Annotated in this window: 26 protein-coding genes and 1 pseudogene; 14 read left to right on the top strand and 13 right to left on the bottom strand. The window is 69.6% G+C overall.

Annotation, left to right across the window (positions count from 1 at the left end; all coding sequences use genetic code 11):
- The first annotated feature begins 159 nt into the window (after window positions 1–159).
- Together QE438_RS06440 and QE438_RS06435 are read left to right on the top strand one after the other, a co-directional pair.
- Window positions 160–933, top strand: a complete 774-nt coding sequence (locus tag QE438_RS06440; protein WP_306991666.1) for an SDR family oxidoreductase — start codon at window positions 160–162, stop codon at window positions 931–933.
- Between the two features lie 800 nt (window positions 934–1,733).
- On the top strand, window positions 1,734–2,381 hold the full coding sequence (locus QE438_RS06435) for a response regulator (protein WP_130522720.1): 648 nt from the start codon (window positions 1,734–1,736) through the stop codon (window positions 2,379–2,381).
- A 652-nt stretch (window positions 2,382–3,033) separates the two neighbouring features.
- On the opposite strand, the pseudogene rne reads toward QE438_RS06435, so the two are convergent.
- Window positions 3,034–6,272, bottom strand: a pseudogene (gene rne, locus QE438_RS06430) (ribonuclease E).
- A gap of 416 nt (window positions 6,273–6,688) precedes the next feature.
- Here rne and QE438_RS06425 point away from each other — a divergent pair.
- The gene (locus QE438_RS06425; RefSeq protein WP_130532094.1) at window positions 6,689–7,669 is read left to right on the top strand and encodes an RluA family pseudouridine synthase; all 981 of its coding nucleotides are present in this window, start codon (window positions 6,689–6,691) and stop codon (window positions 7,667–7,669) included.
- Window positions 7,670–7,681: 12 nt separating this feature from the next.
- Here the strand turns inward: QE438_RS06425 and QE438_RS06420 are convergent, their stop codons facing one another.
- Together QE438_RS06420 and QE438_RS06415 are read right to left on the bottom strand one after the other, a co-directional pair.
- Window positions 7,682–9,715 (bottom strand): ATP-binding protein, encoded by a 2,034-nt coding sequence (locus QE438_RS06420; protein WP_306991669.1) that lies wholly within the window; start codon window positions 9,713–9,715, stop codon window positions 7,682–7,684.
- Between the two features lie 204 nt (window positions 9,716–9,919).
- Window positions 9,920–11,119 carry a cation:proton antiporter gene (locus QE438_RS06415; protein WP_306991671.1) on the bottom strand — a complete coding sequence of 400 codons (1,200 nt, stop codon included), beginning with the start codon at window positions 11,117–11,119 and terminating at the stop codon, window positions 9,920–9,922.
- A gap of 198 nt (window positions 11,120–11,317) precedes the next feature.
- Between QE438_RS06415 and QE438_RS06410 the strand changes: the two genes are divergently transcribed.
- The 3 genes from QE438_RS06410 (at window position 11,318) to QE438_RS06400 (ending at window position 14,836) form a co-directional block, all read left to right on the top strand.
- Window positions 11,318–12,175 (top strand): PA4780 family RIO1-like protein kinase, encoded by an 858-nt coding sequence (locus tag QE438_RS06410; protein WP_130517991.1) that lies wholly within the window; start codon window positions 11,318–11,320, stop codon window positions 12,173–12,175.
- A 92-nt stretch (window positions 12,176–12,267) separates the two neighbouring features.
- On the top strand, window positions 12,268–14,025 hold the full coding sequence (locus QE438_RS06405; protein WP_306991674.1) for a M1 family metallopeptidase: 1,758 nt from the start codon (window positions 12,268–12,270) through the stop codon (window positions 14,023–14,025).
- A 115-nt stretch (window positions 14,026–14,140) separates the two neighbouring features.
- Entirely contained in the window at window positions 14,141–14,836 is a 696-nt protein-coding gene (locus tag QE438_RS06400) for an SGNH/GDSL hydrolase family protein (RefSeq protein ID WP_306996117.1), read from the top strand.
- Between the two features lie 16 nt (window positions 14,837–14,852).
- Here the strand turns inward: QE438_RS06400 and QE438_RS06395 are convergent, their stop codons facing one another.
- From QE438_RS06395 to QE438_RS06375, 5 genes are all read right to left on the bottom strand, one after another.
- Window positions 14,853–15,245 carry an MliC family protein gene (locus tag QE438_RS06395; protein WP_165394511.1) on the bottom strand — a complete coding sequence of 131 codons (393 nt, stop codon included), beginning with the start codon at window positions 15,243–15,245 and terminating at the stop codon, window positions 14,853–14,855.
- Between the two features lie 315 nt (window positions 15,246–15,560).
- Window positions 15,561–16,037: a DUF6644 family protein gene (locus tag QE438_RS06390; protein WP_306991677.1), complete on the bottom strand. Its 477-nt coding sequence runs from the start codon at window positions 16,035–16,037 to the stop codon at window positions 15,561–15,563.
- A 12-nt stretch (window positions 16,038–16,049) separates the two neighbouring features.
- Entirely contained in the window at window positions 16,050–16,391 is a 342-nt protein-coding gene (locus QE438_RS06385; RefSeq protein WP_130517999.1) for a DUF6152 family protein, read from the bottom strand.
- 117 nt (window positions 16,392–16,508) lie between these two features.
- Complete coding sequence (locus tag QE438_RS06380) at window positions 16,509–16,754, bottom strand: DUF2789 domain-containing protein (protein ID WP_130518002.1); 246 nt, start codon at window positions 16,752–16,754, stop codon at window positions 16,509–16,511.
- A 69-nt stretch (window positions 16,755–16,823) separates the two neighbouring features.
- Entirely contained in the window at window positions 16,824–17,825 is a 1,002-nt protein-coding gene (locus tag QE438_RS06375) for a cupin-like domain-containing protein (protein WP_306991679.1), read from the bottom strand.
- A gap of 148 nt (window positions 17,826–17,973) precedes the next feature.
- Between QE438_RS06375 and QE438_RS06370 the strand changes: the two genes are divergently transcribed.
- On the top strand, window positions 17,974–18,240 hold the full coding sequence (locus QE438_RS06370; protein ID WP_130518006.1) for a DksA/TraR family C4-type zinc finger protein: 267 nt from the start codon (window positions 17,974–17,976) through the stop codon (window positions 18,238–18,240).
- A 1-nt stretch (window position 18,241) separates the two neighbouring features.
- On the opposite strand, the gene QE438_RS06365 is transcribed toward QE438_RS06370, so the two are convergent.
- The gene (locus QE438_RS06365) at window positions 18,242–18,814 is read right to left on the bottom strand and encodes a mechanosensitive ion channel family protein (RefSeq protein ID WP_130518009.1); all 573 of its coding nucleotides are present in this window, start codon (window positions 18,812–18,814) and stop codon (window positions 18,242–18,244) included.
- Window positions 18,815–18,941: 127 nt separating this feature from the next.
- Window positions 18,942–19,466, bottom strand: coding sequence for a DUF1993 domain-containing protein (locus QE438_RS06360; protein ID WP_306991681.1), 525 nt, complete (start codon window positions 19,464–19,466; stop codon window positions 18,942–18,944).
- Between the two features lie 157 nt (window positions 19,467–19,623).
- On the opposite strand from QE438_RS06360, the gene QE438_RS06355 reads away from it, so the two are divergent.
- Entirely contained in the window at window positions 19,624–19,902 is a 279-nt protein-coding gene (locus QE438_RS06355; RefSeq protein ID WP_306991683.1) for a hypothetical protein, read from the top strand.
- Window positions 19,903–19,916: 14 nt separating this feature from the next.
- Here the strand turns inward: QE438_RS06355 and QE438_RS06350 are convergent, their stop codons facing one another.
- Window positions 19,917–20,366: a carboxymuconolactone decarboxylase family protein gene (locus tag QE438_RS06350; protein ID WP_306991685.1), complete on the bottom strand. Its 450-nt coding sequence runs from the start codon at window positions 20,364–20,366 to the stop codon at window positions 19,917–19,919.
- A gap of 155 nt (window positions 20,367–20,521) precedes the next feature.
- Window positions 20,522–21,397, bottom strand: coding sequence for an RNA polymerase sigma-70 factor (locus QE438_RS06345; RefSeq protein WP_306991687.1), 876 nt, complete (start codon window positions 21,395–21,397; stop codon window positions 20,522–20,524).
- A 108-nt stretch (window positions 21,398–21,505) separates the two neighbouring features.
- Between QE438_RS06345 and QE438_RS06340 the strand changes: the two genes are divergently transcribed.
- The 4 genes from QE438_RS06340 to QE438_RS06325 all read left to right on the top strand — a co-directional run bounded on the left by QE438_RS06340 (window position 21,506) and on the right by QE438_RS06325 (window position 24,500).
- Window positions 21,506–23,071 (top strand): fumarate hydratase, encoded by a 1,566-nt coding sequence (locus QE438_RS06340; protein ID WP_306991689.1) that lies wholly within the window; start codon window positions 21,506–21,508, stop codon window positions 23,069–23,071.
- Window positions 23,072–23,150: 79 nt separating this feature from the next.
- Window positions 23,151–23,435: a hypothetical protein gene (locus QE438_RS06335; RefSeq protein ID WP_130533213.1), complete on the top strand. Its 285-nt coding sequence runs from the start codon at window positions 23,151–23,153 to the stop codon at window positions 23,433–23,435.
- Window positions 23,436–23,456: 21 nt separating this feature from the next.
- The gene (locus QE438_RS06330) at window positions 23,457–24,095 is read left to right on the top strand and encodes a glutathione S-transferase family protein (protein ID WP_306991692.1); all 639 of its coding nucleotides are present in this window, start codon (window positions 23,457–23,459) and stop codon (window positions 24,093–24,095) included.
- A gap of 30 nt (window positions 24,096–24,125) precedes the next feature.
- Window positions 24,126–24,500, top strand: coding sequence for a hypothetical protein (locus QE438_RS06325; RefSeq protein WP_306991694.1), 375 nt, complete (start codon window positions 24,126–24,128; stop codon window positions 24,498–24,500).
- 3 nt (window positions 24,501–24,503) lie between these two features.
- Here QE438_RS06325 and arsC read toward each other — a convergent pair whose 3' ends face one another.
- Complete coding sequence (arsC, locus tag QE438_RS06320; RefSeq protein ID WP_306991697.1) at window positions 24,504–24,884, bottom strand: arsenate reductase (glutaredoxin); 381 nt, start codon at window positions 24,882–24,884, stop codon at window positions 24,504–24,506.
- Window positions 24,885–25,102: 218 nt separating this feature from the next.
- Here arsC and QE438_RS06315 point away from each other — a divergent pair, with 218 nt between their 5' ends.
- Both QE438_RS06315 and QE438_RS06310 read left to right on the top strand, forming a co-directional pair.
- Window positions 25,103–25,591, top strand: coding sequence for a redoxin domain-containing protein (locus QE438_RS06315; protein ID WP_306991699.1), 489 nt, complete (start codon window positions 25,103–25,105; stop codon window positions 25,589–25,591).
- Window positions 25,592–25,621: 30 nt separating this feature from the next.
- Window positions 25,622–26,158 (top strand): thioredoxin domain-containing protein, encoded by a 537-nt coding sequence (locus tag QE438_RS06310; protein WP_306991700.1) that lies wholly within the window; start codon window positions 25,622–25,624, stop codon window positions 26,156–26,158.
- The last annotated feature ends 27 nt before the right edge of the window (window positions 26,159–26,185 follow it).

Raw genomic sequence — 26,185 nt, 5'->3', positions numbered from 1 at the left:
AGGATCCACGACATGTGAAGTCACACATGCCAGCTTTATGTTCTTGGCCTGGATTATATGGTGTGAGGCACGCCCGCAAGCGGGGGAGGCGGTCTTCGTATCGCGTTCTTCCGGCACGGGCCGACGTGGTTCCCGTTTTCCACAGCCAAGGATCTTCCAATGACCGACCATTCCCTCCAGGGCAAGACCATCCTCATCGCCGGTGGCGCCAAGAATCTCGGCGGCCTGCTCGCCACCGACCTGGCCAGGCACGGGGCCAAGGCCGTGGCGATCCACTACAACAGCGCCGCCACCAAGGCCGACGCCGACAAGACCGTGGCAGAGATCAAGGCCACGGGCGCCAAGGCCTTCGCCTTCCAGGCCGACCTCACCACCGCCGAGGCGATGGAGCAGCTGTTCGCCGATGCCAAGGCCGCGATGGGCTCGATCGACATCGCGGTCAACACCGTGGGCAAGGTGCTGAAGAAGCCGATGACCGAGATCAGCGAGGCCGAGTTCGACCAGATGAGCGCGGTCAACTCCAAGTCGGCGTTCTTCTTCATCAAGGAAGCCGGCAAGGCGCTGAGCGACAACGGCAAGATCTGCACGCTGGTGACCTCGCTGCTGGGCGCCTACACGCCGTTCTATTCCAGCTATGCCGGCACCAAGGCCCCGGTGGAGCACTACACCCGCGCCGCCTCGAAGGAGCTGGGCGACCGCGGCATCTCGGTGACCGCGATCGGCCCGGGCCCGATGGACACGCCGTTCTTCTATCCCGCCGAAGGCGCCGATGCGGTGGCCTATCACAAGACCGCCGCGGCGCTGTCGCCCTCGTCCAAGACCGGCCTGACCGACATCGAGGACATCGTGCCGTGGATCCGCTTCCTGGTGAGCGACGGCTGGTGGATGACCGGGCAGACCATCCTGGTCAACGGCGGCTACACCACCAAGTAAGCGTGGCGCCGCGGCCGGCTTCCAGGCATCCGGCTTTCACGCCTCCATCTGAAGCCGCCGCGGACCTCTCTCACCGTCATTCCCGCGAAAGCGGAACCTTTGCAAAACTTCCCTCGGCTGCGTTCGGGTGGCACTCATCGGCTGACTGCGCCGAGCTAGGTCAAAGCCAAAAGCAAAAGCACCCCACCCCCTCAGTCGCTAGCCGCGACTTCGAGCTCCCCTTCGCCTTCGGCGAAAGGGAGGGGGCCAAGCCCAGTAGGCGGTGGCACAGCAAGCAACCTACTGCCCCCTCCCTTGCGCGCAGCGCAGGGGAGGGCTGGGGAGGGGTCGGGGCTTTCCCGATCAACTGGCCAGCCACCAAGGCGCAATCGTCGTTCCCGATCAGCGATGTTTTGCAAAGGTCCCGCGAAAGCGGGAATCCAGGGACTTTGGGGTTTGCGCGCGCAGCCGTGGCAGGCGCCCAGGCCTCCACAGGAAGCCGCCGCTAACCCTCTACCGTCATTCCCGCGAAAGCGGGAATCCAGGGACTTTGGGGCTTGCGCGCGCACGTCCATGGATTCCCGCCTTCGCGGGAATGACGGGGTTTGTTTGCGGGTCGGCGGGAATCTCTGGACGTTCCCGCCGCTGAGCTCGTTCCCCTCAGGGCAACGACACCGGTTGATCCAACTTCCCGGCGCGCCCGTGTCCGGTGACACCCCGCGCACTTCGCCACCGCAACCAGCCGGCGCCCTTGCCCAGTTTCACCCGCCGCGAGTAGGCTGACCACGGGAGCGGCATATGCCTACAAGGGGATGGCAAGGATGACGATCCGGGTATTTCTGGTGGACGATCATGCGCTGGTGCGGACTGGCCTGAAGCTGATCCTCGCCGGCCAGGTGGATATCGAGGTGGTCGGCGAGGCCGAGAGCGGCGAGGAAGCGCTGCCGGCGATCCGCAAGCTCAAGCCCGATGTGGTGTTGTGCGATCTGCACCTGCCCGGGCTCAGCGGCTTCGACGTGACCGAGCGCATCGTGCGCGGCGACTACGGCAGCCGCGTGATCATCGTCTCGGTGCTCGAGGATGGCCCGCTGCCCAAGCGGCTGCTCGAGGCCGGTGCCTCGGGCTATGTCGGCAAGGGCGGCGATGCGGCCGAGCTGCTGCGCGCAGTGCGCGATGTCTCGCGCGGCAAGCGCTATCTGGGCAGCAACGTGGCGCAGAACCTGGCGCTGTCGAGCATGAGCGAGGAGGCCTCGCCGTTCGACGATCTGAGCGCGCGTGAGCTGGAGGTGGTGATGATGCTGGTGCAGGGCCTGCGCCAGAGCGAGATCGCCAAGCGCCTCAACCTCAGCCCCAAGACCGTCAGCACGCACAAGACGCGCCTGCTGGAAAAGGTGCAGGTGCAGGACACGATGGCGCTGGCGCGCCTGGCGGCGCAGTACGGGCTGATCGATCCGTCGAAGAGCCTTTGATTGTGCGAGGGCGGCACGTGCGAAGGTGGCAGATGCCAGTGTGCTGCCGGCCTTTCATTGCTGTGCGTACGCCGCTCAGGCTGGGGTAGGGCGCTGGCAGAGCGAGCTCGCCGAGTGTTCCCCTGGTCCGATCACTCGACGCCCGTCATTCCCGCGAAAGCGGGAATCCATGGACGTTCGCACGCAAGCCCCAAAGTCCCTGGATTCCCGCTTTCGCGGCAATGACGTGTTGTTGGTCCGTTCGCACGGACTGTTCGTCCCTTCGTAGGGACACGCAAAAGGTCACTTAGAGCCCGCGCAAAGCGAAACGGGCAGCTGGGTCCCCGCCGCAGCGAAACCTCTACCGTCGTTCCCGCGAACGCGGGAACCCAGGGACTTTCGCTCCGCAGTGCAGCGGGCACGGGATGGTCAGATATGCGTCTGCCAAGAAGCACTCCCCGCGTTCGCGGGAATGACGGACCGATGGTCCAGTCGTAAGGACTGTCGGTTGCTTCATACGGGCTGGCCGTCCCTTCCTAGCGACGCGAGAACGTAAAGGCAAAGAGCCACTCAAAAGGCCACGCAAAGCGAAACGGGCGCCTGAGGGCGCCCGTTCCGTTTCATCCCGATGCCGGGCCTGGCGATGAAGCCGGGCCCGGTCCGCGTCGCTGGCTCAGGCGCTGCGCTCGCTGTCGGTCGTGCCGCCATGGCTGTCGTTCTGCGCGGGCGTCTGTTCGTCGGACGCGCGCGGGGCGGGCGCCGGCTCGAACAGGTGGCGCGTCACCGAGCGCGGGGTCTGCGCGTCGGCGGCGAAGAACAGCGAGCCCGAGGCCGCCGCGGGCTTGGACGCCGGGGCATCGGCCGGCGTCTCGTCCTCGGTGGCCTGCGCCGTTGCCGGGGCTTCCTCGGCGGGCGGGGTCACTTCGGCCTGGACGGGCAGCTCGGGTTCGGGCGCGGCGCTGGCCACGGGGGCCTGCACCTCAGCCGGCGCCTCCGCCGACGTATCGGCGCTTGGGGCGGCCGTCGTCACCGGAGGCTGCTCGGGCGCGATCTCGGCCACGACCGGCGACGGCTCGGGCTGCACTTCGACGCTGACGTGCACTTCCGGACCTGCGGGAGCAGCTTCAGCGGTCACCGGCTCGGTCGCCGGAGCAGGCGTTGCCGCTTCGACGACCGGGGCGGCGACCTCGTGGGTCGGCGCCGGCGCATCGAACGACGACGCGACCTGCGGCTCCTCGGCGGGCGCCGACGGCTTGCTGTCCGGTGCGACGGCAGCGACCACGGCAGTGGCGCTGGCCGCGGCGACCGCAGCGGTGGCGGCCTCGGTGCGCACGCGCGGCTTGGCCGCCGGCACGGCCGGGGCGGGCGTCTCGGCGTCGTCGAAGTCGAACTCCGGCTGCGAGGACGACGGCACGACCACCGGCTCTTCCTCGCCGGCGGCATCCTGCTCGAACGCATCGCCAGCGGCCTGCTCGCCATTGCCACGACGACGGCGGCGACCGCCGCGACGGCCGCGACGACGGCGCGGCGTGCCGTTGTCGTCGCCGGACTCGGCGCCGTCGGCGTTCAGTTCGTCCTGCTCGTCGCGCGCGTTGTCATCGGTCTCGCCATCGGCATCGACGGTCAGCGGTGCGGCCGGCGCGGGCTTGGGCGCTTCGGCGACCGGTTCGGTCGTCGCTGCCGGCACGGGCTGGGGCGCCTCGGCGTTCAGGCCGGCGGTCACGGCCGTGGCGGCCAGCAGCTCGGGCGTGGCCTCGACCGGCTTGGCCGGCTCGCGCGGCGGCCTGGGCGCACGCGGCTGCGCGGGCTGGGCCTGCTGCGCCGGGGCGTCCTGCTGCGGCTTGTCCTGCTGGGGCTTGGGCTGCTTGGGCGGGTTCTGGTTCTGCGCGGCCTTGGGCTGCTGCTGGGGCTGCTTGTTCTGCTGGCCCTCGCCCTTGTTGCGCGGCGCCTGACCGTTGCCGGCCTGCGCCTGGCCGCCGTCCCGATTGCCGCGCGCCTCGCGGTTGTCGCGACGCGCCTGGCCGTTGCCGTTCTGCTGGCCGCCGCGGGCGTTGTTGCCGCCCTGGCCACGGTTGCCTTCATTGCCGTTGCGACGCTGCTGACCGTTGTTGCCGCGCTCGTTGCGCGCCGGACGCGCCTCGCGCGCCGGCTGCGGCTGCGCGGCGGCCGGCGCCGGGGCGCTGGCCGCGCCGAACACGCGCTTGAGCCAGCCGACCACACCACCGGTGGCGGCGGCGACCGGCTGCGGCGCCGGGGCGACCGGCGCGGGGGCCGGTTCGACCGGGGCCGGCGCCTCGCGCTCCTGGCGGATCGGCGCGGGCTGGGCGTGCTTGACCGTGGTCACTGCCGGGGCGGCGGGGATGTTGAGCTGGGCCTTGGTCAGCGCATGCACCGGCAGCTTGCGCGGGGTGCCGCGCTGGTAGCTGGGCTTGCTCGACTCCTCGCCCAACTCGTTCTCGCGCAGGCGGGTCACTTCGTAGTGCGGGGTGTGCAGCTGCTCGTCGGCGACGATGATGATCGGGGCGTCGTGGCGCTGTTCGATCTCGCGCAGCGCGTTGCGCTTCTCGTTGAGCAGGTAGTTGGCGATCTCCAGCGGCGCCTGCACCAGGACCTGCCCGGTGTTGTCCTTCATCGCGTGCTCTTCGGCCACGCGGATGATCGACAGCGACAGCGACTCGACGCTGCGCATGCGGCCATGGCCGTCGCAGCGCGGACACACGATCTGGCTGGATTCGCCCAGGCTCGGGCGCAGACGCTGGCGGCTCATTTCCATCAGGCCGAAGCGCGAGATGCGGCCCAGCTGGACGCGGGCGCGGTCGTACTTGAGCGCGTTCTGCAGGCGGTTCTCGACCTCGCGCTGGTGCTTGGAGGAGGACATGTCGATGAAGTCGATCACCACCAGGCCGCCCAGGTCGCGCAGGCGCAGCTGGCGGGCCACTTCCTCGGCCGCTTCGCAGTTGGTGTGGAACGCGGTCTCCTCGATGTCGCCGCCCTTGGTGGCGCGCGCCGAGTTGACGTCGATGGCGGTCAGCGCCTCGGTCTGGTCGACCACGATCGAAACCGCCCGAGGGCAGGCGCACGTTGCGCTCGTAGGCGGCCTCGATCTGCGACTCGATCTGGAAGCGGTTGAATAGCGGGATGTCGTCGGTGTAGTGCTTGAGCTTGCGCAGGTTGTGCGGCATCACCTGCTGCATGAACTCCTTGGCCGTCTCGTACAGCTCGGCGGTGTCGACCAGGATCTCGCCCACGTCGGAGCGCAGGTAGTCGCGCAGGGCGCGCACGATCAGGCGCGACTCCTGGTAGATCAGGAACGGCGCCGGCTTGGCCAGCGCGGCCTCGGCCACGGCCTTCCACACGCTCAGCAGGTAATCCAGGTCCCACTGCAGCTCTTCGGCATCGCGGCCCACGCCAGCGGTGCGGATGATCACGCCCATGTCGTCTGGGATGGTCAGCGCGTCCATGGCCGCCTTCAGCGCGGCGCGGTCATCGCCCTCGATCCGGCGCGAGACGCCGCCGGCGGTGGGCGAGTTGGGCATCAGCACCATGTAGCGGCCGGCCATGGGAGATGAACGTAGTCAGGGCCGCGCCCTTGTTGCCACGCTCGTCCTTGTCGACCTGGACCACCACTTCCTGGCCCTCGCGCAGCAGTTCGCGCAGGCCGGCCTTGTGATGGTCGACCCCGGACTGGAAGTAGTCGCGGGAGATTTCCTTCAGCGGCAGGAAGCCGTGACGCTCGGCGCCGTAATCGACGAAGGCCGCTTCCAGGGAGGGTTCGAGCCGGGTGATGCGGCCCTTGTAGATGTTGGACTTCTTCTGTTCCTTGGAGGGCTGCTCGATATCGATGTCGTACAGCGTCTGCCCGTCCACGATCGCCACGCGCAGTTCTTCCGCCTGCGTGGCATTGATCAACATACGTTTCATTGTTGCGTTCCTCGCGCTGCTACCGCGCGGGGCGCCATGGCGTTTTGCCTCTGGAACGTTCGGCCGCCCCTCGCGCGCTGCGCGGGTGGGGCGGGTTGGAGCTTCCAGCGCTTCGACACCACGGCGGGCCGCGGGAGCGCTTTGTCATGTGTCGGTGTTGCGGGACCGTCGGCGACCGCCCGGGAAGGGCCGTTACCGCGCGGGACGTGTTCAGCTTCGGATGTCTGACGCATCCGGCGGGTGTCGGGGCCTGCCGGCGAGCCGCTAACATGGCCGCCCCGGGGGCGGTGGTCGCGCACTGTGCCGGGCTTTCGCGAGGGAAGCTGGGCTTCTGGCCCGTGTAGAACTTTCCTGCGAAATCAAACCCTTATCTCGCATCGCCGAGTGTAACAGAGAAGCTGCCGGAAATGACCGTACCGCCACGCCCCGACTCGCCGCCCGCCCGCAGTGCCGTGCGCACGGTGGTCGTGCCCGCCGACCGCGATGGCCAGCGGCTGGATAATTTCCTGCTCGGCCAGCTCAAGGGCGCCCCGCGCAGCCTGGTCTACAAGCTGGTGCGCAGCGGGCAGGTCCGCGTGAACGGGGGCCGGGCCAAGGCCGAGCGCAAGCTCGCCGCCGGCGACGAGGTGCGGGTGCCGCCGGTCAGCTTGGAGGAGGCCGGGCCCAAATCGGCGCCGCCGGCCGGCTTCCTGGCGCGGATGGAGGCGGCGATCGTGTTCGAGGACGCCCGCCTGCTGGTCATCAACAAGCCCACCGGGGTGGCCAGTCACGGCGGCAGCGGCATCAGCCATGGCGCCATCGAGACCATGCGCGCCCTGCGCCCCAACCAGCCGCTGGAGCTGGTCCACCGCCTGGACCGCGATACCTCCGGCCTGCTGGTGCTGGCCAAGAAGCGCTCCGCCCTGACCGAGCTGCAGGCGCTGCTGCGCGAGGACGCCGGCCCGGCCAAGGGCATCCGCAAGCGCTACCTGACCCTGCTGACCGGGCGCCTGCCCGACGGCACCATGACCGTCGACGCGCCGCTGCTGGTCGGCCTGCGCCAGGGCGGCGAGCGCCACGTTCAGGTCAACGACGGCGGCAAGCCCAGCGTCAGCCACTTCAAGGTGCTCGAGCGCCGCGGCGGCCAGTCCTACTGCGAAGTCCTGATCGAGACCGGCCGCACCCACCAGATCCGCGTCCACGCCCAGCACATCGGCCACCCGGTCGCCGGCGACGACAAGTACGGCAATCCGGAGGCGAACAAGCGCCTGCGCGAGCAGATCGGCCTCAAACGCCTGTTCCTGCACGCCGCCTCGCTGGAGTTCTCCCTCGACGGCGGCCGCACCCCGTACCTGCTCAACGCCCCCCTGGCCGACGATCTGGCCGCGGCGCTGGACGCATTGGGCTAGCGAAGGCCGGATTCAGTGGGCGAAGCCGATCGGTCGGCTGTTGCCCGGCTTCAGCGCCTGCTCTTCGTCCAGCCAGGCCAGCAGATCGCTCTGGCCCGCCTGACCGTCTGCTGCCTCCAGCCGGCGCCGGACCGCCGTGAAGTCGCCCGGGGTCAGCCGATCCAGGCGCTGCAGCCGGCGCATGCGATCGGCCTCGTCCAGGTCAGGATGCAGACGATGCTGGGCCACGTGGCGCTCGAACAGCTGCAGGCGCTGGCGCGGATCCAGGTAGTCGAAGCGCAGCTTGAAGTCGAACCGACGCAGCGCGGCGGCGTCCAGGGCGCCCATCAGATTGGTCGAGGCCACGAACACCCCCTCGAAGTCCTCCAGCCAGGTCAGCAATTCGTTGACCTGCGTGACCTCCCAGGCGGCACGCGCGCTCTGGCGGTCGCGCAGGAAGCTGTCGGCCTCGTCCAGGCAGAGCAGGGCGCCGTCGCGCGTGGCCTGCTCGAACATCGCGGCGATCCGGGCCTCGGTCTGGCCCACCCAACTGCCCAGCAGATCCGAGGCGCGCTTGCGGTGCAGGGGCATGTCCAGGCGCTGGGCCAGGTACGCGGCCAGCGCGGTCTTGCCGGTGCCTGGAGGGCCGTACAGGCAGATGCGGGCCTGCGGACGGCGTTCCAGCAGCGACAGCATCGGCGCCAGCGGCGGGGTGCTTCGAACCAGCTCGGGATCGAAGGTGGTCTGCGGCCCGTCCTCTTGCAGCGGCGGCTCGCCGGCGATGCGCAGAAGCGCGTTCAGCGAGTCGCGCAGGATGCCTGCTCGCGCCTCGGGCGCCGGCGCAAGGCGCCGCATCAGGCGCGCGACCCGGGTGAAATGCGCGGGCGCGAAGGCCTCCCGTCCGGCGATGCATTCCAGCAGCGACGCAGGAACCGGGGTGGCATCCAGTGCCCGTTCCAGCAGGGCGCGGCGGGCGCTGCGCGGCGGCGGCACCACTTCCAGCACGATGTCGAACCGGCGCAGCTGCGAGTCGTCCAGCCCGTCGATGCGGTTGCCGATCCAGACACACGGCAGGGTCATGCTTTCCAGGCGCCGGTTGACCCAGCTCTTGTAGCTGACCTTGGGACTGTCGGCGCCGTTGCCGTGGCGAAAGACGTCCTCGATCTCATCGAACAGCAGCAAGGCGCGCGGGTTGTGCGCCAAGGCACGTTGGGCAGTCTCGAAGGCGCGCAGCCGGGCCAGCGCGTCGATCGGCTCGCCATCGCTGTCGGCGCTGCGCACCAGATAAAGCTCCATGCCCAGTGTGCTCGCCAGGGCGCGGGTGAGCTCGCTCTTGCCGGTGCCTGGCGGTCCGTGCAGCAGCACGTTGGCGCCCGATCCGTCTCGGCGCGCGGCGCGCAGCAGGTCGGCGATGCGTTGAACCGCCGCCTGCAGATGCCCGTAGTCGGCCAGCTTGAGCGTCCCGGGTTCGGCGCGCTCGAACAGGCGGCCGAGTAAGCGTTCGTCCAGCACCCCATCCTCGAACAGCTGGCTGGTGTGGTCGGCCGGTTCCAGGCACTCGGAGGCATCGCTGCAGTGCACGAAGCTGGCGTACAGCAGTCCGCTGGACAGCAACGCGCCGCGTGGCCGGGTGGTCTCGCGCAGCCGGGCCGGCGGGAGTTCCAGCGTATCGCCGAGCAGGCGCAGAAGGCCGCCGCGTGTGCCGGGCCAGCGCTTGGCGCCGGCCTCGACCGCGTCGATCAGCGGACGGTGGTCGTGCAGGATGCAGACGAACCACACCACGCGCAGCTGGTCGCGCGAGAGGCCGAAGATGCTGGCCAGTTCCTTGATGAAGGGCAGGGCGAGCGGCGTGGCCATGGCGCGCGGGCGCGCCAGCAACTGTTCGACCTTGGCGCGCGCGGCCGCCGTGTCGGCAGGTGCCTGGCGCACGCCGAGCGACAGCAGGCCCTGCGCAACGGTCGGCAGGATGTCGTCTTGCTTGATTGAGGAATTGAGCAGCTGGCGGTACAGGCGCAGCTGCCACACGCGCGCCGATGCGGCACGCAGGGAACGCAGTTTGATGTGCATCTCGTTTCACCGGCGCAATGCGCCAACAGGTCACGGTTCCGCCTGGGCCTCATGCCCATGCGGGGGCGTCGGGATTACGACGCTGTGAGATTTCCTGGGTGAAAGGCGGCACGCATGACGGCGGTCCGGAAGGATGCGAAAAGAGGCGGCGATCCTACAGGCGTCGTGGCCGGCGGGCAAGCGGTCGCGCCGCCCGCCGGGCTTTCAGTCTTGTTGCTGCTGCAGCCGCCGCAGCCGCGGCGTGGCCATCGGGATGGAGAGCATGGTGCTCATCACGGCCATCAGCAGCAGGGCGGTGAAGGTGGCGCTGGTGATGATCGCCTTGTCCAGCAGGATGTTGGCGAAGATGATCATGATCAGGGCCTTGGTCTGCAGCAGCCAGCCGATCAGGCTGGCCTCGCCGGGCTTCCACTTCAGCAGCCGGCCGGCCAGGTGCACGCCGGCCAGCTTGCCGGCGACGGCGGCCACCAGCAGCGCCAGCGCGGCCAGGAACACGGTCGCGCCACCGACGCTCCAGGCGGTGCGCAGGCCCGTGCTCAGGAAGAACACCGGCATCATCACCAGCAGCACGTTGTGACGCAGGCGGTCCATGTCGGCCTGGTCGAACCAGTGGGCGTCGATCACCACGCCGGCCAGGAACGCGCCGACCATGAAGTGCAGGCCCGACCAGTCCGCACCGAAGGCGCACAGCGCCAGCCAGATCAGCATCACGTACCAGCGGTCGCGCTCGCCGATCGCGCGCATCAGCCTGCGGAACAGCACGCAGGCCACCGCGAAGCTGACCAGGAAGCCGACCTGCCGGCCGATCCGCTCCCAGTCCAGCAGGACCAGGGCCAGCACGCCCCAGATGGCGATGTCGTCCAGGCTGGCATAGCGCAGGATGCGCTGGCCGATGGGCTGGCGCAGGATCGCCAGCTTCTCCATCAGCAGGATCAGGATCGGCAGCGCGGTCACCGCGCAGGCCATGCCCACGCCGGCGACGAACTGCCAGGACTGGCCCTGCGCGCCGATCCAGCCCGGAAAGCGCAGCAGCCCGACCGCCGCCAGCCCGCCGAACAGCAGCGGCACGCCCAGCGCCAGGCCGGCGGTGATGCCGCTCTCGCGGCGGTTGGCCCAGGCCTGGCTGAGGTCCAGCTCGATCCCGGCGATCAGCACGAACAGCATCACCGCCCAGCCGCCCAGGCCGGTCAGGATCTGCACCACCTGCGGGGTGAACACAAATGCGTAGTAGCCCGGCAGCGCCGCGCCCAGGATGCCCGGCCCGAGCAGGATGCCGGTGATGATCTGCACCACCACCAGCGGTGCGAAGTACTCGGTGCGGCCCAGCCGCCAGATCAGGAAGGGAACGCAGAAGATGATCGCCATGGCGATCAGGAACACTTCCATGGTGCTGACCGGATGCATCGGCGCTGTCGTCCCTTTGGCAGGTGCCGCGAGGGCGCGGCGGTGCGCGACTGTAGGGCCAGCCCGGCCGCCGCCACAAGCCCGAGGGCAGGCCGCCGGCTGTGAATCGCGATGGGATCTTCAACACCGCTCGCCCCGGGGATGCGACACTGGCCCGCCCGCAACGGACCTGCGACGCAAGTCCCCTGGCATGACGCGATGAAGACTCCCCCCGGCCTGCTGGCCTTGATCGACGATGGTGTGATCGACGAGGTGCTGCGACCGCTCAAGAGCGGCAAGGAAGCCTCGGTGTACGTGGTGCGTGCCGGCGACGAAGTGCGCTGCGCCAAGGTCTACAAGGACATGGCCCAGCGCAGTTTCCAGCAGCGCGTGCAGTACCAGGAAGGGCGCAAGGTGCGCGGCAGCCGCGAGGCCCGCGCCATGGGCAAGGCCACTAAGTACGGCCGCAAGCAGGCCGAGGTGGCCTGGAAGAACACCGAGGTCGATGCGCTCTACCAGCTGCGCGATGCCGGTGTGCGCGTGCCCGAACCCTTCGGCTACTTCCACGGCGTGCTGGTGATGGAGCTGGTGACCGATGCCGAGGGCTTCAGCGCCCCGCGCCTGGGCGAGGTCGAGCTGGAGGCCGACCAGGCGCGCGCGTTCCACGCGGTGCTGATGCGCCAGGTGGTGCGCATGCTGTGCTGCGGCCTGATCCACGGCGATCTGTCCGAGTACAACGTGCTGGTCGGCCCCGACGGACCGGTGGTGATCGATTTCCCGCAAGTGGTCAGCGCCGGCGGCAACAACGCGGCGCGACGCATGCTGCTGCGCGACGTCAACAATCTCACCGCCAGTCTGGGACGCTGGGCGCCGGAGCTGCTGGACACCTGGTATGGCGAGGAGATGTGGGCGCTGTTCGAGGCCGGCGCGCTGCAGCCGGACACGGTGCTGACCGGCGAGTTCACGCCCGATACGCGCACCGCCGATCTGGACGGCGTGCGCGAGGCGATCAACGAGGCGCGGATGGAGGCCATGATCCGCCAGCAGGGGCGCGAGGCCGCCGCCGAGGACGATTGAGCCAGGCATCTCGGCGGGCATGACTTCGGATGGATGCAGCGGCGGCGGTTTGCTGGCACGCTGCGCCGGTTTCCCTTTCCGCCAGGCCTGCCATGTCCCGTTCCCGTCTGCTCGTCTCCACCCTGGCGCTTGCGCTGGCCTGCGTGTCCCAGGCGCACGGCGCCGAGCTCAGTCCCGTGACCAAGCAGACCGGCCTGCCGCGCACGCCGGAGCAGCTGGCGGTGAGCTTCGAGCACGCCGACCTGGGCTTCAAGGTGATTCCCGACCAGCGCCGGATCGAGGGCGATGCGACGCTGACCTTCAAGGCGATCTCCCCGCTGCAGGCGCTGGTGGTCGATCTGGATCCGGAATACGCGGTCAGCCGGGTCGAGGTGGACGGCAAGCCGGTGGCCCGCGAGGCCTGGCAGAACCCCGAAGGCCGCATGCGCGTGACCCTGCCGCGGCAGGTGCCGGCCGGGGGCAGCGTCAAGCTGCGCGTGGTCTATGCGGGCCAGCCGCACGTGGCCAAGCGCGCGCCGTGGGACGGCGGCTTCGTCTGGGCGACCGCGCCCACCGGTGAGCCGTGGGTGGCCTCGGCCATCCAGGGCGAGGGCTGCGATCTGCTGTGGCCGTGCATCGACCATCCGCAGGGCGAGCCCGCGCTGGTGGACGAGCACATCACCGTGCCCGCGCCGCTGGTGGCGCCGGGCAACGGCGTGTTCGTCGGCATGCAGGAGCGCAAGGGCTGGCGCACCTACCACTGGCGCGCCAAGAACCCGGACACCTACGCCATCGCCCTGGACGTGGGCCCGTACGAGCAGCTCAGCGGCAGCTACAAGAGCCGCTACGGCAACACCATCCCGCTGGCCTACTGGTATCTGAAGGGCGACAAGGACGCGCAGGCCAAGGCGCTGTTCGACGAGTTGCCCAAGATGCTGGACTTCTTCGAGAGCCAGATCGGCCCGTATCCGTTCGGCGATGAGAAGGTGGGCGTGGTGCAGACCCCGCACCTGGGCATGGAACACCAGACCATCAACGCCTACGGCAACGACTACAAGAAGGACAAATACGGCTACGACTGGCTGATGCAGCACGAGTTCTCGCACGAGTGGTTCGGCAACCAGCTGACCAACGCCGACTGGGACGACATGTGGCTGCACGAAGGCTTCGGCAGCTACATGCAGCCGCTGTACCTGCAGTACCTGCGCGGCGAGATGGACTACCACGCCGCGCTGCTGGACCAGCGCGCCGCGGTGACCAACCGCGTGCCGATCGTCAGCGGCAAGTCGCAGACCGAGGAGGCGGTCTACAACCGCGAGCACGGCGCAGGCCTGGACATCTATTACAAGGGCTCGCTGATGCTGCACACGCTGCGCTCGCTGATCGGCGACGAGGCGTTCTTCACCTCGATCCGTCTGGCGGTGTACGGCAGCGCGCATCCGCGCCCGGGCCACTTCAAGCCGCGCTATGTCTCGACCAGGGACTACATCGACATCGTCAACAAGGTCACCGGCAAGGACTACGGCTGGTTCTTCGACGTGTACCTGTATCGCGCCGCGCTGCCGGAGCTGATCGCCGAGCGCGATGCCGGCGGCCTGTCGCTGCGCTGGAAGACGCCGGGCGATCTGCCGTTCCCGATGCCGGTGGACGTGCGCATCGGCCCGAACAGCGGGCGCACCGTCACCGTGCCGATGACCGACGGCCGCGGCCATGTCGCGCTGCAGGACAACGACCTCTACACGCTGGACCCGCAGTCCAAGCTGCTGCGCGAGGAGCCGCGCTTCGCCGCGGCGGTCAAGGATGCGGCCGAGCGCAAGGCGGCGGCGGACAAGGCTGCGGCCGACAAGAAGGCGGACAAGCCCAAGCCCTGACCGGACGCGCCGGCACGAGGCGATAGACTGGTCCGCATGACATGCCTGGGAGGGACTCATGTTCAAGCGCGTATTGCCTCGTGCCGGCCTGCCGGTGTTGCTGTTGATCGCCGCGATGAGCGGCAACGCCACCGCGCAGACGCCGGGCGCCGAGCAGGTGCAGGCCATGCAGCGGCAGCTGGCCGACTGGCCGCAGCTGTCGCGCTATCGCGATGAGAACGCGGCGCTGGCCGCGCCGGCGCCCGGTGAGCGGCGCGTGGTGTTCTTCGGCGATTCGATCACCGAAGGCTGGGGAAAGACCGGGAGCGAGACGTTCTTCCCGGGCAAGCCCTACGTGAACCGCGGCATCTCCGGGCAGACCACGCCGCAGATGCTGGTGCGCTTCCGCCAGGACGTGATCGATCTCAAGCCTGCCGTGGTGGTGATCCTGGCCGGCACCAACGATATCGCCGGCAATACCGGGCCGGCCACGCCGCAGATGATCCAGGACAACCTGGCCTCGATGGCGCAGCTGGCCAAGGCCAACGGCGTCGCCGTCGTGCTGGCCTCGGTGCTGCCGGCCAGCGACTATCCGTGGAAGCCCGGCCTGCAGCCGGCGCCGAAGATCCGCGCGCTCAACGACTGGATCAGGCAGTACGCCCAGCGCACCGGCGCGGTGTATCTGGACTACTACAGCGCGCTGGACAACGGACAGGGCGGCCTGGATGCGAAGGTCTCCGGCGACGGCGTGCACCCCAACGCGGCCGGCTATGCGGTGATGGCGCCGCTGGCCCAGGCCGCCATGCAGCGCGCGCTGCAGCACGCGCGCTGACGCAGGCTACGGTCCGTCAGCGCTGTGGCGCCTCCGGCGGGAGCGCCGTGCAGGTCTTGTCGTGGGGGTCCTGGGCGAGCGTCAGCGTCGCCCGGTCCATGCCCTTGGCCCAGAAGGCGTTGCCGGCATCGTCGGCGTAGCGCGCGCCATCGGCGGCGAGGGCGGGCTTGAGCACCAGCAGACGCGCGTCCAGCGTCACTTCGGCGCGCGCCTGGCCGAAGAAGGCCACGGCGATGCGGGTGCCCTCGCAGTCGTAGTCGGCGTGCTGGATCGGCGTGTCGGGCGGTGAGGCGTCCGGCGCTGTCTGCGGCGATGGAGCGGGAGCGGCGACTTCCGGGGTCTTTGTTGGCGTGCAGGCGGCCAGGGCCGCGGACAAGGCGATGGGTGCCAGCAGGATCAGGGATCGCAACGCGGAGCGCTCCTGCCGCCGTTGCGGCCTATCGAACCAGGGGCCAGCCTAGCCGGGCCTGCCTGGCGCAGGATGATTGGTGGATGAAGCGGGCGGGATCGTGCGCGGGGCTGGAGTTCGGGCGGCAAACAGGCTTCTGTCTTGCTTCATCCGCTGATCCGCGGCTCCTTCAGGTCGTCATTCCCGCGAAGGCGGGAATCCAGCTTTTGCCTTTGCTTCTGCTTCGAATGCTTCGCACCAAGCAACCCGCGACCTGATCCAACCCCCCTCCCGGCCTCCCCCTGCTGCGCAAGGGGAGGGGCGGAGCGCGCGGGCTCAGGTGTAGGCGATCATCCGGCCGGCGACCAGGATGGTCAGCCACGCCAGCAGCGACAGCGCGGCCATCGCGCGTCCCAGCGGCGGCGAGCGATGGCGCCAGGCTTGCAACCTTCCGCCGAAGCACAGGCGGAAGGCCAGCGCGTTGATCACCGCCACGGCGATGGCGATCAGCTTGAACTGCATCATGCGGTTTCCGAGCAGGGCGGTGGCGTCGGCGCTGAACAGCATCACCCCGGTGACCACCAGCACCAGCAGCCCGACGATGCCCAGCGGCGTGAGCAGGCGCGAGACCTGTTCCGGCTCCAGCCGCCTGCCGAAGCCCAGCAGGCGCAGGTCGAGCAGGCCGATGCTGCCGAGCAGCAGCACCAGCCCGCCCAGGTGCAGCACGTTGGCGAAGGGATAGCCCCAGCCGGCCCGCATCCACTGGCCCAGCGCGGAGGCTTCCAGCTGCTGGGCCCAGGCCATCGCGTCCATGGCGCTGCGAGATCAGCGCAGCTCGATGGTCTTACCGTCCACGGTGATGCGTTCGGCGCGCAACTCGGCCGTGCCGTCCAGGCGCGGATAGCCTTCGATCGTGACGGTCTTGCCGACCACGAGGGCGCCGTCCGGCAGGCCGCGCGAGGTCATGCGGCTGATCGGCGCCAGCACCGCGTTCCAGCGCTTGCCCTGGTAGTCGACGCCGACTTCGGCATGCGGGTTGCGGTACTGCACCTGGGCGAGCGGTGCGGAGATCTTCAAGGTCTTGTTGGCGTCATAGCTGCTCCAGCCGTGGTGGGCCAGGGCGGGCAGGGCGATGAGCGCGGCGAGCAACACGGGCAGACGACGCATGGCGCAACTCCGGGCGGTGTCGGGTGTGTTCCGGTGATAGCACGCGTGCGCTTGGGTTCCTGGCAAATGCGCCGCTGCGGGCATGACAATCAGGTCAGGCCCGGTTCGCCTGAGGATTCAGGCCTCGGGCGTGGCGTGCAGGGCGACATTGAGCTGATCGACCACCACCGCCCAGTCTGCATCGTCGATCCGTTCTTCGCGCAGCAGCTGAGCCTGGGCCGGCGACCAGAACGGGGCCTCCTCCAGACGCATGGCATCGGGCAGCGGCGCGTGTTCGGCGATGAAGGCGCGGATGCTGCGCTCGTCCGAGGCCAGGCCGAGCTGGGCGAACAGTTCGGAAAAAGGATGGACGGTCTGTTCCATGGTCAAGCTCCGCAAGGTGAAAGGAGAGGGTGACGGCGCCGGCGTCAACGCGGGATCAGCGCCCCGGGCCTAGAGCGAATTGGCGATGCGCTGGCGCAAGGCCGCCAGGGCCTGCGCATCGAGCGCGCCCAGCACGCCGCGCCTGGCTTCCGGGATATGCGCGGCCGGGTCTTCCTCGCCGAAGACGTAGTGCTCCAGCAGCGCGCGCCAGGCCTGGCGCTCGTGCGTGGGCAGGCCGGCGAAGGCCAGGCGTGCATGCAGCAGCGCCACGATCCCGGGGCTGGGCGCACGGCCATCGGCCAGGGTCGGCTGCCACCAAAAGTTCACCAGCGCGTTCAGGCGCTCCAGCGAGGCGACGTGGTGCCACCACAGCGGCGGCAGGTACAGCGCATCGCCGGGCGCCAGCTCGGCGACGAAGGCGTGTTCGCGCGCCTGGGCCAGGCGCGGGAACTGCGCCGTGTCATCGTCCAGGTCGGCCAGGCTGATCGCCGCGCCGGTCGGCGCGAAGTCCAGCGGGCCGATGTAGAGATTGCGCACCTGCTCGGGCGCGAACACGCTGAAACGCCGCCGCCCGCAGACCACCACGGCGATGTTGTGGAAGGCGTCGAAGTGCGCAGGCGTGGTGACCCGGTTACCCAGCCACAGCCGCGGCGCGATGGCGGCCGGCAGGCCCTCGATCGCATGGTCGGCCAGCAGACCAGGCAGGCAGCCGGCGATCGGTGCGCTCTGCAGGGCCACGCCGTTTACCGGGCCTTCGCGGCGGCTGTACTGCGCCAGCCGGGTCAGCACATCGGTCACCGACACCTTGAAGTGCTGGTAGTTGAAGCCCTCCAGCGTGGCGTCGTAGCCGACCAGGCCGTTGGCCTCCGGCGGCATCAGCAGCGTGTCCACCGCCGCGCCGCTGTCGTGCGCGGCCAGCAGCTTGGCGAACTCGGTGTCCGAGCGCTGCGCCGCCTGCACCATCGGCCAGTGCGCGCACAGGCCGCGCAGGACCAGCGGCGTGCCGCGCTCGACCAGCATGGCCGGGTCGACTGCGCCGGCGTCGCGGACTTCTTCGATGGCAGAGGGCATGCGCGGGCGGCCCGGCGGCGGTGGAGCCGTGCATGCTAGCGAAACCGCACCGATCCGGCCGGGCGCGGGCGTCTGGCCCGCGCGGCTCGCTGCGGATTCATCTGGATCGGCGTAGGGTCGGGGACTCGTCCACAGGCAGGAGACGGCCATGGCCACCGGTTGGGCCAACGATGGCGCGGTGCAGGACCAGATCGATGCGACGGTGAAGGACGCGATCCAGCGCGCCCGCAGCCAGTTGCCCAGCGGTCCCGGGCTGACCCATTGCGAAGAATGCGATGCCCCGATCCCGAAGGCGCGACGCGACGCCATTCCCGGCGTGCGCCTGTGCGTGCAGTGCCAGGCCGCGCACGATGCCGAGCAGAAGTCCGCCAGCGGCTACAACCGCCGCGGCAGCAAGGACAGCCAGCTGCGCTGAGTCAGCTGCCGGCGATGCGCTGCGCGTCGCGCCAGCGTCGGATGCCGCGCTGGAAGAACCAGTTGTTGGGCACCTGCACCGAGGTGGCCGGCGCACCGTCGCCGGCCGCTTCTTCCTGCAGCGTGGTGTAGAGCAGGTTGACGTCGATCACCTTGCCCTTGATGCCGGGCTTCTCGCCGTTCTCGAGCAGTTCCACCGTTTCGTACAGGCGGAACGGACGCACGATGAAGATCAGGAACGTGCAGAAGATATTGGACAGCACGCTCCACGCGGCGAAGAAGGCCACCGCGCCCACCGTCGCAAAGCCGGTGAACGCCGTCCACAGCACGGTGCCCGACACGCCAAGACGCTCCAGGATCAGCAGGGTGGCCGCCATCAGCAGCACGGTGTTGAGCACCCGGCGCACGCCCATGGCCAGCTCGGGTGGCAGGTCGTAGCGCGCCGCGGCACGCCCGATCAAGCGCTTGAGCAACAGCTGCAGCAGCCGCGTCAGCAGCAGGATCAGCAGGACCTGCGCGACGGGCAGGATCACGCCCAGCCAGTCCTGCAGCAGCGGGGGAAACGGGATCTTCATCTTCGGCACAACGGATCGCACAAACGGCCGACCATGATGCCAACCCTGCGCAGGGCCGGCAAAGCTGGCGATCGCGAGTCCGCGGCGCACACCGGCGCGAGGCTGCGCCGGTGCGCCAGCATGAAGCTCACTCGGTGATCGGCGTGCCGATCGGACCCAGGTAGTCGAGCTTGCCGACAGGCACGCCGTGGTGGCGCAGGATGTCGTAGGCGGTGACCACGTGGAAATAGAAGTTCGGCAGGCCGAACTGCAGCAGGTAGTCCACGCCTTCCAGGCGCGTGCCCAGCTTGCCGAACTTCAGCGTGATCTCGCGCGTGGCGCCGGCATCGACCTGTTCGGGCGTCAGCGAGGCGAGATAGTCGGCGGTGGCCTGGATGCGCGCCTGCAGCTCCTCGAAGGTCTGCTCGGTGTCGGCCAGCTTGGGCGAGGGCACGCCGGACAGGCGCTCGCCCGTGCCCTTGGCGGTGTCGCTGACGCGCTGCACCTGCGCCGCCAGCGGCAGCATGTCCGGCGCCAGCCGGCCCTGGATCAGCGTGGCCGGGTCCAGGCCGGCCTCGGCGGCGTGGCGCGCGCCGCGTTCCAGCACATGCGAGAGCTGGCGCAGGCCGCGCTGCAGGGACGGGATGGCGACTTGGTAAAGGGACAGCGACATGGTGTGTTCCGGGCTGGAGATGAGCGCGCAGCCTAGCGCCGTCCCCACGCCCACGCAGCGCCCATCACGAAGACGCGGCGTTGCAGGCCGATGGCCTTGTGTGAACGCAAGGCCGACCCGCGCTGCAGCCGGGCGCGGCGACGGGCACAATCGGACGATGCGCCACGTGCTCCCCCTGTTCTGCAACGCCCTGGCCCTGCTGCTGTTCGGCATCGGATTGACCGGGCCTCTGGTGCCCAAGGGCGGCACGCCCGGCTGGTGGGTCCTGATGTGCTTCGGCGCCGCGCCGATCGCGCTGCTGTTCGTCTGCGGCTATGCCGCGCGCGGCTGGCCGGCGCGGATCGCCTTCGTGCTGCAGGGCGCGGTGCTGCTGGCGGTACTGCTGGCGATCCTGTCGATTCAGGCCGGCGCGTTGGGACTGCCGCCGCCGCGCTGACGGCGGCGGGCGCCTCACGGCATCTGCGGCTGCAGGCCCACGCCGAGCCGGTTCCAGGCGTTGATGGTGGCCACGGCCATGGTCAGGGTGGCGATGGCTTCCTCGTCGAAGTACGCCTGCAGCGCCTGGTACGCGGCCTCTTCTGGTTCGCCCGAGGGCAGGGTGGTCAGGCTCTCGGCCCAGGCCAGTGCGGCGCGTTCGCGGGCGTCGAACAGGCGGCTGTCGCGCCAGGCCGCCACGGTATCGAGCTTGCGCGGCTCCACGCCGGCCTTGCGCAGCGCCGTGGCATGCATGTCCAGGCAGTAGGCGCAGCCGTTGAGCTGCGAGACGCGCAGGAATACCAGCTCCACCAGCGTGTGTTCGAGCACGCCCCCGTGGACATGCTGGCTGAGCGTCAGCAGCGCCTGGGTGGCCTTGGGCAGATGGCGGGTGTAGTCGATGCGGGCGAAGGTGGTGGCGCTCATGCGCAAGATCCTTTCAGCGTGGCGACCGACAGGGCCGCCTTCCCTGCAAGGACGCGCCAGAGGTGGCTCGCGTGACAGCTACCGCTTCTCCTTCCGCACAGGGGAGGTTGAAGAAGATCGTCGCCCGGTTCGGACTCGGACGCGCACGGTCGGCGCTATGGGCGGCCCGCCTGGACCGCAACGGCGGCCAGCTTGTCCGGATTCATCAGCGTCAGGATGTCGCTGATGCGCTCGCCGTCGCTGACCAGCATGGTCAATGAATGCAGCCGGCCGTCCACGAAGCGCAGGATCGCCGGCTCGCCATCGACCCAGCCCACGCGCGCCTCCACCTGCGCGCCACGCCGGGCGATGGCCCAGTACAGCCGCGCGATGCGCTCGGCGCCCAGCAGCGGGCGCAGCGCGGCGGTGACCTTGCCGCCGCCGTCGGACACCAGCCGCGCATCGGCGCGCAGCAACGCGGCGATGGCCGCCTGGTCGCCGGACTGCGAGGCGGCCATGAACTTTTCCAGCAGGCGGCGATGGCGTTCGGCCGGCACCTCGAACCGCGCGTGCCCGGCCTGCAGCCGCGCGCGGGCCCGGTGCACCAGCTGCCGGCAGTTGGCCTGGCTGTGGCCCAGCAACGCGGCGATCGCCTCGTAGTCGTAGTCGAACACTTCCCTGAGCAGGAAGGCCGCGCGCTCGTCCGGCCCCAGCCGTTCCAGCAGCGCCATCAGGGCCCAGGACACCGATTCGGCCTGCTCGGCGCGTTCGGCCGGGTCGGGCGCCAGCGCCACCTGCAGCGGCTCGGGCAGCCATGGGCCGACGTAGTCGGTGCGGGCGTTGCGCACCGCGCGCAGCCGGTCCAGCGCCAGGCGGGTGGTGGCGGTGACCAGCCAGGCCTCGTCGTCGCGGATCTCCTCCTGCGCCGCACCCTGCCAGCGCAGCCAGGCCTCCTGGACCACGTCGTCGGCCTCGGCGCGGCTGCCCAGCAGGCGATGGGCCAGCGCCAACAGGCGGGAACGGTGCGTTTCGAAACGGATGGCGGGTCGCATGAGTCCCAGGACGCGGGAGCGGGCGCCGGTGTGACAGCGGGGCCGGCGCGGCAGTTTGGCCTAAAATGTCCCGATTCCTCACTCCCCACCGCTAGCGTCGAGCCAGCCATGAACCTCCACACCCATGCCGCCCCGCCGGCGTCCACCGCGCCGGTGTCGATCCGGCAGGAAGACCTGATCCAGTCCGTGGCCGATGCGCTGCAGTACATCAGCTACTACCACCCGGTGGACTACATCAAGAACCTCGCCGCCGCCTACGAGCGCGAGGAATCGCCGGCCGCCAAGGACGCCATCGCCCAGATCCTGATCAACTCGCGCATGTGCGCCGAAGGCCACCGCCCGATCTGCCAGGACACCGGCATCGTCACCGTGTTCCTCGAGATCGGCATGAACGTGCGCTGGGACGACGCCACGATGGGCGTGGAGGACATGGTCCACGAGGGCGTGCGCCGCGCCTACAACGACCCGGACAACAAGCTGCGCGCCAGCGTGCTGGCCGATCCGGCCGGCAAGCGCATCAACACCCGCGACAACACGCCGGGCGTGGTCAACGTCAAGGTGGTGCCGGGCAACAAGGTGGAGGTGATCGTGGCGGCCAAGGGCGGCGGCTCGGAGGCCAAGTCCAAGTTCGCCATGCTCAATCCCTCCGACTCGATCGTGGACTGGGTGCTAAAGACCGTGCCGACCATGGGCGCCGGCTGGTGCCCGCCGGGCATGCTGGGCATCGGCATCGGCGGCACGGCCGAGAAGGCGATGCTGCTGGCCAAGGAAGCGCTGATGGAGCCCATCGACATCGTCGACCTGCAGGCCCGCGGCGCCTCCAACCGTGCCGAGGAGCTGCGCCTGGAGCTGTACGAGAAGGTCAACGCGCTGGGCATCGGCGCCCAGGGCCTGGGCGGCCTGACCACGGTGCTGGACATCAAGGTCAAGGATTACCCGACCCACGCGGCCAACCTGCCGGTGGCCTTGATCCCCAACTGCGCCGCCACCCGCCACGCCCACTTCACCCTGGACGGCAGCGGTCCGGTGATGCTCGACCCGCCCTCGCTGGAGGACTGGCCGACGCTGACCTACAACCCGCAGGGCGCGCGTCGCGTGGACCTGGACACCATCACCGCCGAGGAGGTCACCACCTTCAAGCCCGGCGAGGTGCTGCTGCTCAACGGCAAGCTGCTCACCGGCCGCGACGCGGCGCACAAGCGCATGGTGGACATGCTCAACCGCGGCGAGACGCTGCCGGTGGACCTCAAGGGCCGCTTCATCTACTACGTCGGACCCGTAGACCCGGTGCGCGATGAGGTCGTCGGCCCGGCTGGCCCGACCACGGCCACGCGCATGGACAAGTTCACCCGGCAGATGCTGGAGCAGACCGGCCTGCTGGGCATGGTCGGCAAGGCCGAGCGCGGCCCGGCGGCGATCGAGGCCATCCGCGACAACAAGGCCGTCTATCTGATGGCGGTCGGCGGTTCGGCCTACCTGGTGTCCAAGGCGATCAAGGCCGCGCGCGTGCTGGCCTTCGAGGACCTGGGCATGGAGGCGATCTACGAATTCGAGGTCAAGGACATGCCGGTCACCGTGGCGGTGGATGCCGCCGGCGAGTCGGTGCACAAGACCGGGCCGCGCCAGTGGCAGGCAAAGATCGGCAAGATTCCGGTGGTGGTCGAACCGGCGTAAGCGCCGGGGCGCCAACGCGTGCAGGACAGCAGGGCCGGCGTGCATACTCCGGCCCTGTTCGTTTGCGGCAGGAGGGGTGGTGAAAGCATGGATCCTGGCGGCGTGTCTGCCGCTGCTCGCCGCTTGCGCCAGCACCGATCCCGGCGTGTCCGAGACCACGTTGCTGCGCCCGGCCACCCCGCAAGGCCAGGCCTGCGCGCGCCAGTGCGACACGCTGCGCGCGGCCTGCACCGGCGCGCCGATGCACAGCGCGCCCGCCACGCTCGGCGGCGCCCGCTCCGATCCCAAGCCGACGGCGGCCTCCTGCGCCACCACGCACCGCGACTGCGTGCTGGACTGCGGCGGCCGCCTGGTCGGCGACTGACCACCCAAGCCAGACCATCCCATGACCGACGCCGTTCTCTACTACAGCCCCAGCACCGCCAGCCTGGTCGTGCATTGGCTCCTGATCGAACTGGACATCCCGCACCGGCTGGAGCTGGTCGATTTCGACACCCGCGCGCAGCGATCGCCCGAATACCTCCGGCTCAACCCGCAGGGCCGCGTGCCCACGCTGGTGCTGGACGGGCAGGTGCTGACCGAGTCGGCCGCCATCGTCATGCATCTGGCCGAGCTGCATCCGCAGGCCGGGCTGGCGCCGGCCGTGGGCACGCCGGAGCGGGCCGCGTACTACCGCTGGCTGTTCTTCTGCGCCTACACGCTGATGCCGGCGTATCGCAGCTGGTTCTATCCGGACGAACCGGCGGGCGAGATCAACATCGAACCGGTCAAGGCCGCCGCGCGCGTTGCGCTTGAGTACGCCTGGCAGCAGGTGGCCGACCATCTGGAAGCCAACGGCCCCTACCTGCTGGGCGAGCAGCGCAGCGCGGCCGATTTCGTGCTGACCATGCTGATGCGCTGGTCGCGCTACATGCCGCGGCCCACCGACGACTGGCCGGTGCTCAAGGCCTATGCGGCGCGGATGAAGGCCTTGCCGTCCTTCCACGAGACCTACCGCCGCGAAGGCATCACCGACTGGCAGTAGATCCGGTCCGTTGCCACAGGGAAGGTGATGATGGGAAACGGTCTGCTGATTCGTGCCGTGGCGATCCTGCTGTGCGCCGCGGCGCTGAGCGGTTGCTGGGCCGACAAGCTGCACCGGCCGGCCAGTGCGGCCGGTGCCCTCTGTGCCGAGCAATGCGACCAGCAGCGCCTGCGGTGCAATAACGCGGCCGAGTCCCTGGCGCTGAGCGCACGAGGCAGTTGCCAGGCGCAGCGGGATCACGTCGAGCAGCGGTGCTCGCCCTGGGTGAAGGATGCGGACAAACAGCGCTGCCAGCGAGTCAACAATCCAGGCGGCCCGACATGCATCGATCCCAGTCCCGATTACGCCAGCTGCACCAGCAACTGGCGCGGCTGTATCACCTCGTGCGGCGGCTGGTTCGAATAACCCTCAGTCCGCCAACAGCGTCAGCACCTGCTCCGGCGGTCGGCACAGCCGCGTCCCGCGTGCGGTGATCACGATGGGGCGGTTGATCAGCACCGGATGGCGCAGCATGGCCTCGATCAGCCCCGCATCGTCGATGCCCGGATCGTCCAGGCCCAGCTGCGCGTACTCGGGCTCCTTGCGGCGCATGAGTTCGCGCAGGGGCTGGCCGGTGGCCGCCAGCGTCGCGACCAGGGTGGCGCGATCGGGCGGGTCGTTGAGGTAGTCGACGATATGCGGCTCGATGCCGGCCTGGCGGATCAGCTCCAGCGCCCCGCGCGAATTGCCGCAGCGGGGGTTGTGCCAGATCACCACGGTCTGCGGATCATGGCTCGGCGTCTGGCTCATCGCGCGCCGCCCCCGCGCAGCCGTGCGAAACGCGGTGGCTCGGTGCCGGGATCGTGCATCGCGGAGTTCCTTGAGAAAGCCTGGGACGGCCGACCATTCTACGTGCGGCCAGGGAGAGGTCCGCGCCGAACGGGCGCACGACCAGGCCGGTCTTCCTGACGCCATGTTTCCAGTCGCTGCGCGACAGTGGGTCACATCCGGTCGACAGGAGCGCTGCCATGTCCGCCTCAGACAGTTCCGACGCCATTCTCCCGGCCGGCACGCAGGCGCCGGATTTCAGTCTCAATGCCACACCCGACCAGGCGCTCGCGCTGCATGAGCTGCGCGGCCGACCGGTCGTGCTGGTGTTTTATCCGGCGGACTGGAGCCCGGTCTGCGGCGACGAGCTGGCGCTGTTCAACGCCGCCCTCCCGTTGATCGCCAAGTCCAGGGCCACGGTGCTCGGCATCTCGGTGGACAGTGTCTGGTGCCACCAGGCCTTCATCGCCGACCGCAAGCTGGGGTTCGAGCTGCTGTCGGACTTCGAACCCAAGGGCGCCGTCGCCCGACGCTACGGCGCCTACGATGCCGAGCACGGCTACTGCAAGCGCGCCCTGTTCGTGATCGATGCACAGGGCACGATCGCCTGGAGCTATCTCTCACCCACCGCGATCAATCCCGGCGTGGACGGCGTCCTGGACGCGCTCGACGCCCTGCCCAAAGGCTGAAGGCCGAGCCGGCCGCACAAGGAGACTGCCATGTCCACGCTCCGCATCCCGGTCGGCCCCGACGACCACGCCCAGGGTCCGGCCGATGCGCCGGTCACGCTGGTCGAGTACGCCGACTACCAGTGTCCGTACTGCGCCCAGGCCTTCCCGATCGTGCGGCAGCTGCAGGCCCGCTACGGCCACGATCTGCGGCTGGTGTTCCGCAATTTCCCGCTGAGCCAGGCCCATCCCCAGGCCTTGCCGGCTGCGCTGGTGGCCGAATTCGCCGGCCAGCACCGCAAGTTCTGGCCGGCCCACGACGCGCTGTTCGAAAACCAGGACCGGCTCGGCGGGTCGCTGTACGCCGAACTCCTGGAGACCCTGGGGCTGGGGGCCGATGCGCTCGAGTCGGCGCTGCAGTCGCGCCCGCTGCTAGAACGCGTCCAGGCCGACTTGAACGGCGGCCTGCGCAGCGGCGTGAACGGCACGCCGGCGTTCTTCCTCAACGGCCAGCGCTACGACGTGCGCAGCGGCTTCGACGAGCTGGCGGCGCCGATCGAAGCGCTGATCGCCCAGTCGAGGGCTTGAAGCCCGCTGGCGCGCCGCTGCGCGCCA

Origin of the sequence: Pseudoxanthomonas sp. SORGH_AS_0997, from assembly GCF_031453535.1 — a bacterium.
Lineage (GTDB): Bacteria > Pseudomonadota > Gammaproteobacteria > Xanthomonadales > Xanthomonadaceae > Pseudoxanthomonas_A > Pseudoxanthomonas_A winnipegensis.
Note: the sequence above shows the minus strand (reverse complement) of the source record. Positions and strands in the feature narration are given on the sequence as shown.

Excerpts from the sequence above, each read along its gene's own strand:
- QE438_RS06405 (WP_306991674.1), top strand. The coding sequence starts at position 12,268 with ATGTCCCGTTCCCGTCTGCTCGTCTCCACCCTGGCGCTTGCGCTGGCC.
- arsC (WP_306991697.1), bottom strand. The coding sequence starts at position 24,884 with ATGAGCCAGACGCCGAGCCATGATCCGCAGACCGTGGTGATCTGGCAC.
- QE438_RS06365 (WP_130518009.1), bottom strand. The coding sequence starts at position 18,814 with ATGAAGATCCCGTTTCCCCCGCTGCTGCAGGACTGGCTGGGCGTGATC.
- QE438_RS06360 (WP_306991681.1), bottom strand. The coding sequence starts at position 19,466 with ATGTCGCTGTCCCTTTACCAAGTCGCCATCCCGTCCCTGCAGCGCGGC.
- QE438_RS06410 (WP_130517991.1), top strand. The coding sequence starts at position 11,318 with ATGAAGACTCCCCCCGGCCTGCTGGCCTTGATCGACGATGGTGTGATC.
- QE438_RS06375 (WP_306991679.1), bottom strand. The coding sequence starts at position 17,825 with ATGCCCTCTGCCATCGAAGAAGTCCGCGACGCCGGCGCAGTCGACCCG.
- QE438_RS06390 (WP_306991677.1), bottom strand. The coding sequence starts at position 16,037 with ATGGACGCGATGGCCTGGGCCCAGCAGCTGGAAGCCTCCGCGCTGGGC.
- QE438_RS06400 (WP_306996117.1), top strand. The coding sequence starts at position 14,141 with ATGAGCGGCAACGCCACCGCGCAGACGCCGGGCGCCGAGCAGGTGCAG.
- QE438_RS06345 (WP_306991687.1), bottom strand. The coding sequence starts at position 21,397 with ATGCGACCCGCCATCCGTTTCGAAACGCACCGTTCCCGCCTGTTGGCG.
- QE438_RS06350 (WP_306991685.1), bottom strand. The coding sequence starts at position 20,366 with ATGAGCGCCACCACCTTCGCCCGCATCGACTACACCCGCCATCTGCCC.
- QE438_RS06370 (WP_130518006.1), top strand. The coding sequence starts at position 17,974 with ATGGCCACCGGTTGGGCCAACGATGGCGCGGTGCAGGACCAGATCGAT.
- QE438_RS06330 (WP_306991692.1), top strand. The coding sequence starts at position 23,457 with ATGACCGACGCCGTTCTCTACTACAGCCCCAGCACCGCCAGCCTGGTC.
- QE438_RS06325 (WP_306991694.1), top strand. The coding sequence starts at position 24,126 with ATGGGAAACGGTCTGCTGATTCGTGCCGTGGCGATCCTGCTGTGCGCC.
- QE438_RS06380 (WP_130518002.1), bottom strand. The coding sequence starts at position 16,754 with ATGGAACAGACCGTCCATCCTTTTTCCGAACTGTTCGCCCAGCTCGGC.
- QE438_RS06385 (WP_130517999.1), bottom strand. The coding sequence starts at position 16,391 with ATGCGTCGTCTGCCCGTGTTGCTCGCCGCGCTCATCGCCCTGCCCGCC.
- QE438_RS06310 (WP_306991700.1), top strand. The coding sequence starts at position 25,622 with ATGTCCACGCTCCGCATCCCGGTCGGCCCCGACGACCACGCCCAGGGT.
- QE438_RS06435 (WP_130522720.1), top strand. The coding sequence starts at position 1,734 with ATGACGATCCGGGTATTTCTGGTGGACGATCATGCGCTGGTGCGGACT.
- QE438_RS06440 (WP_306991666.1), top strand. The coding sequence starts at position 160 with ATGACCGACCATTCCCTCCAGGGCAAGACCATCCTCATCGCCGGTGGC.
- QE438_RS06355 (WP_306991683.1), top strand. The coding sequence starts at position 19,624 with ATGCGCCACGTGCTCCCCCTGTTCTGCAACGCCCTGGCCCTGCTGCTG.
- QE438_RS06340 (WP_306991689.1), top strand. The coding sequence starts at position 21,506 with ATGAACCTCCACACCCATGCCGCCCCGCCGGCGTCCACCGCGCCGGTG.
- QE438_RS06315 (WP_306991699.1), top strand. The coding sequence starts at position 25,103 with ATGTCCGCCTCAGACAGTTCCGACGCCATTCTCCCGGCCGGCACGCAG.
- QE438_RS06415 (WP_306991671.1), bottom strand. The coding sequence starts at position 11,119 with ATGCATCCGGTCAGCACCATGGAAGTGTTCCTGATCGCCATGGCGATC.
- QE438_RS06425 (WP_130532094.1), top strand. The coding sequence starts at position 6,689 with ATGACCGTACCGCCACGCCCCGACTCGCCGCCCGCCCGCAGTGCCGTG.
- QE438_RS06420 (WP_306991669.1), bottom strand. The coding sequence starts at position 9,715 with ATGCACATCAAACTGCGTTCCCTGCGTGCCGCATCGGCGCGCGTGTGG.